Raw genomic sequence first — 12,902 nt, 5'->3', positions numbered from 1 at the left:
AAGGATTCATCGACGGATTGACCGGCGCGTTGATTGACGCGACAAGAGGCCGACCGTCACGGCGACGGCGATGAGCGCGACGGCGGTGCATATCGGCCATTCGAGCATGTCGCCGTCATGGAAGAGACTTGTCACATTGCCGGCCATGCGCGCGAAGCTCGTGCCGAGCACACCGGCCAACAGCGCGGCCCACCAGCGGGCGCGGCTCGCGCGGCGCTGCGGATGCAACCACCAGCCCGCGAGGCCGATCACCGCGCCGAGTACGAGAATGCCTGGCCAACCCATCAGGCGTCGACTCCAGACTGGGCGCTCAAACACGGCAAGATCGATTTCGGATTCGTCTCATAGGCGAAAGGAGCCGCCAACGCTACCATTTTTGCCTCCTCAACTATACAAGTTCAGCACGGCGCTTTCCGCATAGCGGTTGAGTTTAGGGATCGGGGTGTGCTTAGGCAAGTTGTAAGTCTGACGAAAACGCCTCATGCTTCGCCCGTTGCCAGGCTGACGCAGCGCCATGCGCATCGCCCTTATCGAACCCGACGTGCAACACGCCAAACTGGTCGACCGGCTCATTTTCGCCGGCGGCCACGCGTGCCATCACTTCACCACTAGCGCCACGTTCCTGCAGCGCGCTACCGACGAATTTTTCGACCTGTTGATCACCGAAAGTTGGGCCGGCGACCATTGCGCCGAAGACGTGATCCCGCGCGCGCGCTCCATTCTGCCAGGCCTGCCCGTCATGATGCTGCTGAGCGCACCGCGCGAATGCCAGATCGTCGCCGCGCTGCATGCCGGCGCCGACGACTGTCTCGCCAAGCCAGTGCGCGGCCCCGAAATGCTCGCGCGCGTCGAGGCGCTGCAGCGCCGTGCGGGCCTGCGGCGGCCGCCCAACCGTCGACGCGACGTGATCGGCGGCTATACGTTCGACGCGGCGAATTTGGCCGTGACATTCCGCGACCTGACCGTGATCCTGACGCCGAAGGAATTCCGCCTCGCGCTGGTGCTGTTCAACAATCTCGCGCGGCCGGTGTCGCGCGCGCATATTCTCGAAACCGTGTGGGCCCGCCGCCGTGACGTAAAGTCGCGCACCATCGACACCCACGCGTCGCGCGTGCGCAGCAAGTTGCAACTGCGCCCGGAGCTTGGCTACACGCTGACGCCGGTCTATGGTTACGGTTACCAGCTCGACGCGATCCCGCCGGAGAGCCTGACAGGCGCGAACTGACGCATGCGGGATATATGGCGGGCAGGATGTGAGTATCGTGGAAACGCTATAATATATGGCTGAACGATAGCTCCCCCACATGCAGCTTCTAACGATCGGAATCAACCATCACACTGCGCCTGTCGCCTTGCGCGAACGCGTGGCGTTTCCGCTCGAACAGATAAAGCCCGCTCTGGATACGTTCAAAGGCATCTGGCTGGGCCACATGGCCCCCAACGCGCCCGAGGCGGCAATTCTGTCCACCTGCAACCGCACCGAACTCTATTGCGCGACCGACGACCTCGCCGCGCGCGAAGCCTCGGTGCAGTGGCTGTCGAAGTACCACAACCTCCCGATCGATGAACTCGCGCCGCACGTCTATGCGCTGCCGCAGTCCGAAGCCGTGCGCCATGCGTTCCGCGTCGCGTCGGGGCTCGATTCGATGGTGCTCGGCGAAACGCAGATCGTCGGACAAATGAAGGACGCGGTGCGCACCGCCTCCGAAGCCGGCGCCCTCGGCACCTACCTGAATCAGCTATTCCAGCGTACCTTCGCCGTCGCGAAGGAAGTGCGCAGCACCACCGAGATCGGCGCGCAGTCGGTGTCGATGGCCGCCGCCGCGGTACGCCTCGCCCAACGCATTTTCGACAAGATCGCGAACCAGCGCGTGCTGTTCATCGGTGCTGGCGAAATGATCGAGCTTTGCGCGACGCACTTCGCGGCGCAGCATCCGCGGGAACTCGTCGTCGCGAACCGAACCGCCGAGCGCGGCATGCGGCTCGCCGAGCGCTTCAACGGCCGCGCCATTCCGCTCTCCGAGCTCCCCGCGCGGATGCACGAATTCGACATCATCGTGTCGTGCACGGCGTCCACGTTGCCGATCATCGGTCTTGGCGCGGTCGAGCGCGCGGTCAAGGCGCGCCGTCACCGGCCGATTTTCATGGTCGACCTCGCGGTGCCGCGTGACATCGAACCCGAAGCCGGCCAGCTCGAAGACGTGTTCCTGTACACCGTCGACGACCTCGGCGCGATCGTCCGCGAAGGCAATGCGTCGCGCCAGGCCGCGGTCGCGCAGGCCGAAGCGATCATCGAAACGCGCGTACAGACCTTCATGCAGTGGCTTGATGCGCGCAGCATCGTGCCGGTGATCCGCCACATGCACACGCAGGCCGACACGCTGCGCCGCGCAGAGGTCGAACGCGCGCAGAAAATGCTCGCGCGCGGCGACGATCCGGCCGCAGTCCTCGAGGCACTGTCGCAATCGCTCACCAACAAGCTGATCCATGGTCCTACGCACGCGCTGAATCGCGCGAGCACCGACAACCGCGACAAGCTGATCGAGCTGATGAGCGGCTTCTACAAACACCCCGGCTCTACCGAGCGTTAGCGGCGCAGTGCTCGCCGCACCCCCGCGCGCCACCGCCGTGGCTCGCAAAGTGCTTCCGCCCCGGGCACTCGCCCGTTCCCCTGGCCGCATCCATTCCGGACTCCGCTCCGCTACCCGCCCGATGAAAACGAGCATGCAACGCAAGCTCGACCAGCTGACCACCCGGCTGGCCGAACTGAACGACCTGTTGAGCCGCGAGGACATCACCGCCAACCTCGACCAATACCGCAAGCTGACGCGCGAACACGCGGAGCTCGACCCGGTCGTCGAGCATTACGGGCTGTGGCGCCAGGCGCAGAACGACGCCGCCACCGCGCAGGAACTGCTCGCCGACGCGTCGATGCGCGATTTTGCCGAAGAGGAAATCCGCGCAGCACGCGATCGTATGGAGACGCTCGGCGTCGAACTGCAGAAAATGCTGCTGCCGAAAGACCCGAACGACGAGCGCAACATTTTCCTCGAAATCCGCGCGGGCACCGGCGGCGACGAATCCGCACTGTTCGCGGGCGATCTGCTGCGCATGTATCTGCGCTATGCCGAGCGCAACCGCTGGCAGGTCGAGATGATGTCGGCGAGCGAATCGGACCTCGGGGGCTATCGCGAAGTGATCGTGCGAATTGCCGGCGATGCCGCGTATTCGAAGCTGAAGTTCGAGTCGGGCGGGCATCGCGTGCAGCGCGTGCCGGCCACCGAAACGCAGGGCCGCATCCATACCTCGGCGTGCACGGTCGCGGTGATGCCGGAAGCGGACGAGATCGGCGAAGTCGAGATCAATCCGGCCGATCTGCGTATCGACACGTTCCGCGCGTCGGGCGCGGGCGGCCAGCACATCAACAAGACCGACTCGGCGGTGCGCGTCACGCACTTGCCGACGGGCATCGTCGTCGAATGTCAGGACGACCGCTCGCAGCACAAGAACAAGGATCGCGCGCTGAAGGTGCTCGCCGCGCGCATCAAGGACAAGCAGGCGCACGAGCAGCAGGCGAAGGAAGCTGCGACGCGCAAGAACCTGATCGGCTCGGGCGACCGTTCGGAGCGCATCCGCACGTACAACTTCCCGCAGGGGCGCCTCACCGATCACCGCATCAACCTGACGCTGTATCGCCTCGACGCGATCATGGACGGCGATCTCGAAGAACTGATCGCGGCGCTCGTCAGCGAGCATCAGGCCGAACTGCTGGCTTCGCTCGGCGACGCGGACTAACGCCCCGACAATGACCGACGCCTCCCCGGCTCCGCTCGACCCCACCGCTCTGCCCCCCACGGCCGAAGCGCTAATGCGCGCATCGCCGCTGCCGCCGCTCGAAGCGCGGATTCTGCTCACGCATGTGCTCGGTTGGAGGCGCACGCAGCTGATCACGCGCGGCGAGGAGCCGCTCGAACGCGCAAGCGTCGAGCGTTATCGCACGCTCGAGGCGCGGCGCATGGCCGGCGAGCCGGTCGCGCAGCTCGTCGGTGCGCGCGAGTTCTTCGGGCTCGAATTCGAAGTGACGCCGCACGTGCTGATTCCGCGTCCAGAGACCGAGCTGCTGGTGGAGACCGCGCTCGCGGCGATCGAACCTAGGCCGCGCCCACGTGTGCTCGATCTCGGCACCGGGACCGGCGCAATCGCGGTGGCAATCGCGTCGATGCGGCCCGACGCGCAGGTCTGGGCGCTCGACCGCTCGGCCGACGCGCTCGCCGTCGCCGCACGCAACGGCGCGCGCCTGCTCGACGTGAAACGCCCGGGGGGCGCCGTCGTTTTCCTGCCCAGCGACTGGTACGGCTCGCTCGACGCCGCGTTGCGCTTCGATGCGATCGTCAGCAATCCACCGTATATCGCGAGCGGCGACCCGCATCTGCGTGAGGGCGATCTGCGCTTCGAGCCGCGCGGCGCGCTCACCGACGAGGCCGACGGCCTCAGCGCGATCCGCGCGATCGTCGCCGGCGCCCCCGAGCGTCTCGCCGCCGACGGCACGCTTTGGATCGAACATGGCTACGACCAGGCCGAAGCCGTGCGCGCATTGTTGAGCGAACGCGGTTTTGCCGAGGTCCGCTCGGCGCGCGATCTCGCCGGCATCGAGCGGATCAGCGGCGGCGTGCTGCGCGCCGCTGCGGCCTGAGCGCGGTCGCCGAGGCTAAAACCCCAGGCGCGACGTGGCTGCGGCCACCGGTAGCGAAATCCGCTATCATTTCAGCCTATTCCCATCCTTTATCGGAACCGCAAGGTCAGTCATGGATACGCAACAACGCATCAAGCAAATCGTCGACGGCAACAACGTCGTTCTCTTCATGAAGGGCACGGCCCAGTTCCCGATGTGCGGTTTTTCCGGCCGCGCCATCCAGATCCTGAAGGCGTGCGGTGCCGGTGAAATCAAGACCGTCAACGTGCTCGAAGACGACGAAATCCGTCAGGGCATCAAGGTGTTCTCGAACTGGCCGACCATTCCGCAGCTGTACGTGAAGGGCGAATTCATCGGCGGCTCGGACATCATGATGGAGATGTACGAATCGGGCGAACTGCAGCAGCTGTTCGCCGCGGCCTGAGCGTTCTACGCTTCGTTCGTTCCATCAGGCGCCGCGAGCCATGCAGCAAGCACGCACCGCGGTGCCTCGCCGGCTGATCGTCGCGATCACCGGCGCCACCGGCGCCATCTACGGCATCCGGCTGCTCGAGACGCTGCGGCGGCTCGGCGGCGTCGAGAGCCACCTGCTGATTTCGAGCGCGGGTTGGCTCAACATCCAGCATGAACTCGAGTTGGGCAAGGAAGACGTGCATCCGCTCGCGGATGTCGTCCATTCGGTGCGCGACGTCGGCGCGAGCATCGCGTCCGGCTCGTTCGCGACCGACGGCATGATCGTCGCGCCCTGCTCGATGAAAACACTCGCGAGCATCGCGCACGGTTTCGCCGACAACCTGATCACCCGCGCCGCCGACGTCACACTGAAGGAGCGTCGCCGTCTCGTGCTGCTGGTGCGCGAAACGCCGTTCAATCTCGCGCATCTGCGCAATATGACGGCCGTCACCGAAATGGGCGGAGTGATCTTCCCGCCGCTGCCCGCGTTCTATAACCGGCCTGCTTCGATCGACGAGATGGTCGACCACACTGTCGCACGCGTGCTCGATCTGTTTGCGCTGGGGCCGGCGTTGTCGCCGGCGTGGGAAGGATTGCGGGGCGCGCAGGATTAACGGCGACAACGCGGATTAACAACGGCCGCGACGCAATCAATTCCCGCCGAACCCATTTATCAAGCTGGCGTGCGGACCTATATTGGTAGCAACCCAATTTCTCCGTGTTGTGCTTACACGGCCGCGTTGCTGTCATGAACCGCTTACCTTCGCTTTTCCTGTCTCACGGCGCACCCACGTTGCCGATCGATCCGTCGATGCCGTCCGCCGAGTTCGGCGCGCTCGGCACGCAATTGCCGCGTCCCGCGGCAATCCTGATGTTGTCGGCGCACTGGGGCACCGCGCAGCCACTCGCGAGCATCGCGACGGCGCCTGAAACCATCCACGATTTTTATGGTTTTCCGCGCCAGCTCTATGAAATCCAATATCCGGCGCCGGGCGCGCCCGACATCGCACGTAGTGCCGCCGCGCTGCTCGGCGCGAGCGGCATTGTCGCGGACGTGCAGCCGCACGGACTCGACCACGGCGCATGGGTGCCGATGCTGCTGATGTTTCCGCGAGCGGACGTGCCAATCGCGCAACTGTCGATCCAACCGCACAAGGACGCCGCGCATCATTTCCGCGTCGGCCGCGCGCTGCGCGCGCTAAAAGACGAAGGCGTGATGGTGATCGGCTCCGGCCAGATCACCCATAACCTGCGCGCCGCCGATTTCTCCGCGCGCCCGGAAGACGCCGATCCGCGTGTGGCGGAATTCACCGACTGGTTCGAGGACAAGCTCGTCGCGCGCGATATCGACGCGCTGCTCGACTATCGCCGCCAGGCGCCGCACGCGGTGTTGATGCATCCGACCGACGAGCATCTGTTGCCGGTATTCGCCGCGCTCGGTGCCGCCGACGACGACTATTCGCTCGCGATCCAGTCGCTCGGCACCTACCAACGCTCGCTCGCGATGACGAACTACGTGTTCGGGACCGCCTGATCCGGCTCGGGGTCGCGCACAAAGGTCAAACAAAAAGCCCGCCTGATCATCGATCGGGCGGGCTTTTTATCGGCCCCGAAAGACCCGCGTCGAGCGGATCTTCGGTTTCGACCGGCGCTCAATGCGCGCCGATAACTTCGAGCACTTCGTCGTGCACGAGCCGCTCGTCCAGATACTCCGAACGATAGCCGCTGTTCACGCCCCAGAAGTAGAACACGAACGCGAAGGCGATCACGACGAGCATGTCCCAGCCGTAAGGCAGAATGCCGAAGCCGCCAAACTCCTTGCTGCCGATCAGCGACAGGATCGCCATGATCGGCAGATACGCGACCAGCCACCAGGCAGCCTTCAGGTCACGGCCCCAGCCCTCGAAGCCCGACTTCGCCTGGAAGTAGAAATACACCGGCAGCGCGACGACCATCAGCAGAATGATTTCGCCGGTCAGCGGCCACCTCGCCCAGTACAGGATCAGCGACGCGCAGACGAACGCGAACGGCGCGATCACCTTCATGCCGGCGATGTGCAGCGGGCGCTCGAGATCGGTTGCCGCGCGGCGCAGTGCCATCAGGCTGATCGGGCCGGTCAGGTACGAGATCACGGTCGCGACCGAAATCACCGCCGCGAGCGAACTCCAGCCGCGGAAGAAGAACAGGAAGATGAACGAGACGAGCAGGTTGAACCACATCGCGTTGCGCGGAACGCCATAGAACGGGTGCACGTTACCGAACATCTTGGGCATCGTGTTGTTGCGCTCCATCGCGTAGATCATGCGCGAGGTGGTTGCCATGTAGGTCGTACCGGTGCCGCTCGGGCTCACGAACGCGTCGACGTACAGCAGGATCGCCAGCCAGTTCAGGTTCAGCGCAATCGCCAGTTCCGCGAACGGCGAAGCAAAGCTGAAGTGGCTCCAGCCCTTCATCACGTCGGCCGGATTCACGGCGCCGATGTATGCGATCTGCAGCAACACGTAGATCACGAGCGCGAGCAGGATCGAGCCGATCACCGCGAACGGCACGCTCCTGGCCGGATTTCGCGCTTCACCGGCCAGGTTGATCGGGCTCTGGAAACCGTTGAATGCGAACACGATGCCGCTCGTCGCGACCGCGGTCAGCACCGCCGACCAGCCGTACGGCGCGAACGTGGTCGTCTGACCAAAGTTCTCGGTGTGGACGCCTGTCATCATCAGGCCGACGATCGTTGCGCCCGGGATCAGGAACTTGAAGATCGTGATCGCCGAGTTGGCGCGCGCGAACAGCTTGACGCCCCAGTAGTTGAGCAGGAAATAGATGATGACGAGCCCGGCGGACAACAGCAGGCCGTTGGTCGTCAACGACCCGTCGACGAACAGCGCATGCGCCCAGGGATAGGGCCACGTACTCATATATTGGATGGATGCTTCGGCCTCGATCGGGATCACCGACACGATCGCGATCCAGTTGGCCCACGCGCTGATGAAACCGACCAGCGCGCCGTGCGAGTAGCGCGCATAGCGCACCATCCCGCCAGATTCCGGAAACATCGCGCCAAGTTCCGCGTAGGCCAGCGCAATCGCGAGAATCACGACCGCACCGATGATCCATGCGCAAATCGCAGCCGGACCGGCAATTTTTGCAGCCTTCCACGCGCCGAACAGCCAACCCGAACCGATGATCGAGCCCAGACCGGTCAGCATCAGCGCGAATGGCCCGATGTTCCGTTGTATAGAACTTTTCAAGTCTTCTCCTAAATCAGAACCATGTCGGCACCGCGTGACATCGCTTGTGGCGGTGGGGACGGGGTGACGCGCATGTAAGCGCGTCCAGATGCGGAATAGGTGCAACCGACGCGCGGCGCGTAGTTTAACGGTTGCACCGTGTTACTGCAGCGAAACCGCAGCCGAACCAAGGGTTCTCCCTAGCAGTAAGTTGTCCTCCTGCGCAAGCTTTGTAAGAAAATTTCGGATCAGTCCGGCAAAGTTTCGTCTAGACTGTTGACCTTCGTCCGAATTCGCCGTATAACGTTCGGGCAGGATTTCAAGTGGCGAGTGAAGTGGTTCTTTCGTAGTTCGCCCATCAACGGTACTCCGGTTGGTCCCATTACCCCCTTCCTTGATTTTCATGCACCCCGGGCTTCGGCCTTATTCACCATCTTTAGGAAAAAGTAATATGGAAACCGGTACCGTCAAGTGGTTCAACGACGCTAAGGGCTTTGGCTTCATCACTCCGGACGGCGGCGGTGAAGATCTGTTCGCGCATTTCTCGGAAATTCGCACTGAAGGCTTCAAGACGCTGCAAGAAAACCAGAAGGTCACGTTTGAAGTGAAGACGGGCCCGAAGGGCAAGCAAGCGGCTAACATCAAGCCGGTGTAAGCTCCGCGCTTCCTTCTGGACGCAAAAAAACCCCGCCTCGGCGGGGTTTTTTATTACGGCGGCCAATCTGAATGCGCCGATTAACTTCGCGTTACTTCGCAATCCGCGGCGGATTATTTGTTGATTATTCGGGATTATCCGAATACACGCCGCGCATGAATACCGAGGCCAGTCGCCACGCTCGCGAGACGATCGCCGAATACCGCTTGCGCGTCTGGAAACGCCGCGGCCAACGCGCCCGACAGAAACGCGAGGCCGGTCGACCCGCCGGTGAAATAGATCGCGTCGACATCGCGCGGCGCGACGCCCGCCGCCTGCACCGTATCGCGCGCGGCCTGCACGATGCGTCGCGTTTCTTCCTCGCCTGCCTTGACGAGCTGCGCTTCGTCGAACGCGAGACGCAGATCCTCTTCCACCTGCTCGAGATCGATCACGGTCTCGCCGCCCGCCGCCACGCCGATCTTCGCCTCTTCCGCGTGGGCGGCGAGCGCGTGCCCGAAACGCTGCTCGACCACGCGCATCAGCCGGTCGTGGTGCTTCGTCTCCGTGAAAAGGTGCCGCATCAGCGCGAGTTCGCTGACGCGCTTCGGCGTGTAGACGGTATTGATCAGGTGCCAGGTCGCGAGATCGAAATAAATCCGGTTCGGGATTTCGCGCCCTTGCGGATCGCGCGACTGGTAGCCGAGTTCGCGCAGTATCGTGGCGAGTTCGACGCGGCGGTCGAAGTCCGTACCCGCGACGTGCACGCCGTGGTGCGCGAGCACATCGTCCTTGCGCTCGACGCGCTTCATCCGTTCCGGCCCCACTCGCACGAGCGAAAAGTCCGACGTGCCGCCGCCGATGTCCGCCACAAGCACGAGCCCCTCGGCGCTCAGGTGCGATTCGTAGTCGAACGCAGCCGCGATCGGTTCATACTGAAAGTGGATGTCGCGCAAGCCGGCCGTGCGCGCAGCGGCTTCGAGCTGTTGCTGCGCCATCTGGTCGGCGCGCGGGTCGTCGTCGACGAAGAACACCGGGCGGCCCAGCACCGCGCGGTCGATCGCGCCGCCGGCGCTCGCCTCGGCCGCGCGCTTCAGGTGAGTCAGGAACGTCGCGATCACGTCGGTGTACTTGATCGCACTGCCGTCGCCGAGATCGGTCGTATTCTCGGCGAGCGGCGAGCCGAGAATGCTTTTCATCGAGCGCATCAGCCGGCCGTCGAAACCATCGATGTAAGCAGCGAGCGCCGCGCGCCCGAATTCGCTGGTGTGTTCGTCGGTATTGAAGAAGACCGCGGTGGGCAGCGTCGTGTACGCGCCTTCGACCGGCGCCAGCTTCAGCTGCGGGCCGATCGGAACCGCGACGGCCGAATTGGAAGTACCGAAGTCAATCGCGCAATAGTTCATGGCAGGAATGGCCGCTCACGGCTGGCGCGCAAAGAAAGGGGAGCGGCTTTGTATCACGAAAACTCCGGCAGCATCAACTGAAGCTGCCGGGACGGCCGCAAGATCGTTTGAAATCTTGGCGCGGAATGGATCTTGCTGCGTCCGACCGGATATGCCGCCCCACTTCGCCATCGAGGAGACTTCGCGTCATGAGCGTGCCGCCCACCGCCGCCGTCGATGACCAGCACGCCACGCTGATCGAAACCGATCTGCCGTCGCGGCTAGACCGTCTGCCGTGGGGCCGCTTTCATACGCTGATCGTGGTTGCGCTCGGCGTGACGTGGCTGCTCGACGGCCTTGAGGTGACGCTCGCCGGCGCGGTCGCGAGCGCGCTGAAAACCAGCCCGGCGCTGCGCTTTTCGAATGCCGAGGTCGGCCTCGCGGGCAGCGCATACATTGCCGGCGCGGTGCTCGGCGCGCTCGGCTTCGGCTGGCTGACCGACCGGCTCGGCCGCCGCAAGCTGTTTTTCGTCACGCTGACGCTGTATCTGGCCGCGACCGCGGCGACCGCGCTGTCGTGGAATCTGATGAGCTTCATGCTGTTCCGCTTCCTGACCGGCGCGGGTATCGGCGGCGAATACACGGCGATCAACTCGACGATCCAGGAATTCACGCCGGCACGCGTGCGCGGCTGGACCGACCTCGGCATCAACGGCACGTTCTGGGTGGGCGCGGGGCTCGGCGCCGCGGGCTCGCTGGTGCTGCTCGATCCGCACCTGCTGCCTTCCGACTGGGGCTGGCGCGCGTGTTTTTTCATCGGCGCGGTGCTCGCGCTGGTGATCCTGCCGATGCGCATCTGGATACCCGAAAGCCCGCGCTGGCTACTCACGCACGGCGACGAGCGCGACGCCCGCACGATCGTCGAGGGCATCGAGACGCGTTATCGCAACGCCGGTCACACGCTCGCCGACGACGCCCTCACGCGGCTGCGGCTGCGCGCGCGCGACCATACGCCGTTGCGCGAGGTGTTCCACACGCTGTTCAACGTGCACCGGCGCCGCGCGCTGGTCGGTCTCACGTTGATGACAGCGCAGGCATTCTTCTACAACGCGATCTTTTTCACCTACGCGCTCGTCCTCACCGACTTCTATCACGTGCCGGGCGACGACATCGGCTGGTATCTGCTGCCTTTCGCGCTCGGCAATTTCCTGGGGCCGCTCGTGCTCGGGCGGCTGTTCGACGTGATCGGCCGACGCAAGATGATCGCCGCGACCTACGCGATGTCGGCGATCCTGCTGACGCTGTCCGGTTATCTGTTCGAGCAGCAACTGCTGAGCGTCGTCACGCAGACGGTCGCCTGGATGGTCATTTTCTTCTTTGCGTCGGCGGCCGCGAGTTCCGCGTATCTGACCGTGAGCGAATCGTTTCCGCTCGAAATCCGCGCGCTCGCGATCGCGGTTTTCTATGCGTTCGGCACCGCGCTCGGCGGCATCATCGGGCCGGCGTTTTTCGGTCGGCTGATCGATACGCATCAGCGCAGCGAGGTGTTTTCGGGCTATCTGGTCGGCTCGGCGTTGATGCTCGCGGCGGCGCTCGTCGCGGCGATCTGGGGTGTCGACGCGGAGCGCAAGTCGCTCGAACATGTGGCCGCGCCGCTGTCGAGCGTGACGGATGGCGAGAACGGCATGGACGGCGCTGCATGAAAAACGCGCGGACCGTGCCGCGCGTGCCTGACTGCTTCGTTGCTCATCGACCGCTTTCCTCGCTTTACGCGAAATAGCGCGGCAAGCGCGGCGAATCCATCGCTCAGAACGCCTTCTTCCAGGCGCCGGCGTACGCGATATCCGCGAGCGCCGCGCGTTGACGCGGCGCCTTCTCGCGTTCGCGCAGGACCGGATCCAGTTTGTCGACGTCGCCGTAATGGCCGAGCGAGATCATCGCGATCGGCTCGACGTCCTTTGGTAGTTCGAAGGTGGTACGGAACGCGTTCACGTCGAAGCCGCTCATCTGGTGCGCGGCGAGGCCGAGCGCGTGCGCCTGCAGCACCAGCGCCATCGCCGCCGCGCCAGCGTCGTAGAACGCGCAGCGGTTTACGTCGCCCTTGTTGGTCAGTGTGTGCGCGGTCACCGCGATCAGCACCGGCGCGGGCGCATTCCAGCCCTGGTTGAACGGCACCAGCGTGGCGAAAGCCTTCTTGAATGCCACTTCGTCGACGCTGCGATCGAATACGACAAAACGCCAGGGCTGCGCGTTATATGAAGACGGCGCCCAGCGCGCCGCTTCGAGCACGGCTCGCAACTGATCGCGACTCACCGGCTCGCTCGAATACGCGCGAGGGCTCCAGCGGCCAGCAATGAGCTCGTGAATGGCAACTTCGGTTGAGGCGGGTTTGGTGGCCATGCGCTTCTCTCGGTAGATATTCATGTTCTCCGGGCGGCTGCCCGAGGTCACATAGCATAACGGGCTTTCGGTGCGCGCTCCAAGTTGCGGCGCGGCGCTATGCGTGCTGG

13 protein-coding genes are annotated in these 12,902 nt (G+C 64.3%); 9 read left to right on the top strand and 4 right to left on the bottom strand.

Annotated features, from left to right (window positions below; translation table 11 throughout):
• Positions 1-6: 6 nt before the first annotated feature.
• On the bottom strand, positions 7-285 hold the full coding sequence (locus HDG37_RS25825; RefSeq protein ID WP_184052391.1) for a hypothetical protein: 279 nt from the start codon (positions 283-285) through the stop codon (positions 7-9).
• A 229-nt stretch (positions 286-514) separates the two neighbouring features.
• On the opposite strand from HDG37_RS25825, the gene HDG37_RS25820 reads away from it, so the two are divergent.
• The 7 genes from HDG37_RS25820 (at position 515) to HDG37_RS25790 (ending at position 6,680) form a co-directional block, all read left to right on the top strand.
• On the top strand, positions 515-1,225 hold the full coding sequence (locus HDG37_RS25820) for a response regulator transcription factor (RefSeq protein WP_184052389.1): 711 nt from the start codon (positions 515-517) through the stop codon (positions 1,223-1,225).
• A 79-nt stretch (positions 1,226-1,304) separates the two neighbouring features.
• The gene (hemA, locus tag HDG37_RS25815; protein ID WP_184052388.1) at positions 1,305-2,591 is read left to right on the top strand and encodes a glutamyl-tRNA reductase; all 1,287 of its coding nucleotides are present in this window, start codon (positions 1,305-1,307) and stop codon (positions 2,589-2,591) included.
• Positions 2,592-2,712: 121 nt separating this feature from the next.
• Complete coding sequence (gene prfA / locus HDG37_RS25810) at positions 2,713-3,795, top strand: peptide chain release factor 1 (protein ID WP_184052386.1); 1,083 nt, start codon at positions 2,713-2,715, stop codon at positions 3,793-3,795.
• Between the two features lie 10 nt (positions 3,796-3,805).
• The gene (prmC, locus tag HDG37_RS25805) at positions 3,806-4,693 is read left to right on the top strand and encodes a peptide chain release factor N(5)-glutamine methyltransferase (RefSeq protein ID WP_184052384.1); all 888 of its coding nucleotides are present in this window, start codon (positions 3,806-3,808) and stop codon (positions 4,691-4,693) included.
• Between the two features lie 112 nt (positions 4,694-4,805).
• Positions 4,806-5,117, top strand: coding sequence for a Grx4 family monothiol glutaredoxin (grxD, locus tag HDG37_RS25800; RefSeq protein ID WP_018420101.1), 312 nt, complete (start codon positions 4,806-4,808; stop codon positions 5,115-5,117).
• 40 nt (positions 5,118-5,157) lie between these two features.
• The gene (locus tag HDG37_RS25795; protein WP_184052382.1) at positions 5,158-5,760 is read left to right on the top strand and encodes a UbiX family flavin prenyltransferase; all 603 of its coding nucleotides are present in this window, start codon (positions 5,158-5,160) and stop codon (positions 5,758-5,760) included.
• A 134-nt stretch (positions 5,761-5,894) separates the two neighbouring features.
• Positions 5,895-6,680 (top strand): class III extradiol ring-cleavage dioxygenase, encoded by a 786-nt coding sequence (locus HDG37_RS25790; protein WP_184052380.1) that lies wholly within the window; start codon positions 5,895-5,897, stop codon positions 6,678-6,680.
• A 118-nt stretch (positions 6,681-6,798) separates the two neighbouring features.
• On the opposite strand, the gene HDG37_RS25785 is transcribed toward HDG37_RS25790, so the two are convergent.
• Entirely contained in the window at positions 6,799-8,394 is a 1,596-nt protein-coding gene (locus tag HDG37_RS25785) for an APC family permease (protein WP_184052378.1), read from the bottom strand.
• A gap of 430 nt (positions 8,395-8,824) precedes the next feature.
• On the opposite strand from HDG37_RS25785, the gene HDG37_RS25780 reads away from it, so the two are divergent.
• Positions 8,825-9,028 carry a cold-shock protein gene (locus HDG37_RS25780; protein ID WP_007180251.1) on the top strand — a complete coding sequence of 68 codons (204 nt, stop codon included), beginning with the start codon at positions 8,825-8,827 and terminating at the stop codon, positions 9,026-9,028.
• A gap of 134 nt (positions 9,029-9,162) precedes the next feature.
• Here HDG37_RS25780 and HDG37_RS25775 read toward each other — a convergent pair whose 3' ends face one another.
• Positions 9,163-10,413 carry an Hsp70 family protein gene (locus HDG37_RS25775; protein WP_184052376.1) on the bottom strand — a complete coding sequence of 417 codons (1,251 nt, stop codon included), beginning with the start codon at positions 10,411-10,413 and terminating at the stop codon, positions 9,163-9,165.
• 188 nt (positions 10,414-10,601) lie between these two features.
• Here HDG37_RS25775 and HDG37_RS25770 point away from each other — a divergent pair, with 188 nt between their 5' ends.
• Positions 10,602-12,095: an MFS transporter gene (locus HDG37_RS25770; protein ID WP_184052375.1), complete on the top strand. Its 1,494-nt coding sequence runs from the start codon at positions 10,602-10,604 to the stop codon at positions 12,093-12,095.
• 103 nt (positions 12,096-12,198) lie between these two features.
• On the opposite strand, the gene HDG37_RS25765 is transcribed toward HDG37_RS25770, so the two are convergent.
• Positions 12,199-12,792: a nitroreductase family protein gene (locus HDG37_RS25765; protein ID WP_184052444.1), complete on the bottom strand. Its 594-nt coding sequence runs from the start codon at positions 12,790-12,792 to the stop codon at positions 12,199-12,201.
• Between the last annotated feature and the right edge of the window lie 110 nt (positions 12,793-12,902).

This window comes from Paraburkholderia sp. MM5384-R2 (genome assembly GCF_014201025.1).
Lineage (GTDB): Bacteria > Pseudomonadota > Gammaproteobacteria > Burkholderiales > Burkholderiaceae > Paraburkholderia > Paraburkholderia tuberum.
Note: the sequence above shows the minus strand (reverse complement) of the source record. Positions and strands in the feature narration are given on the sequence as shown.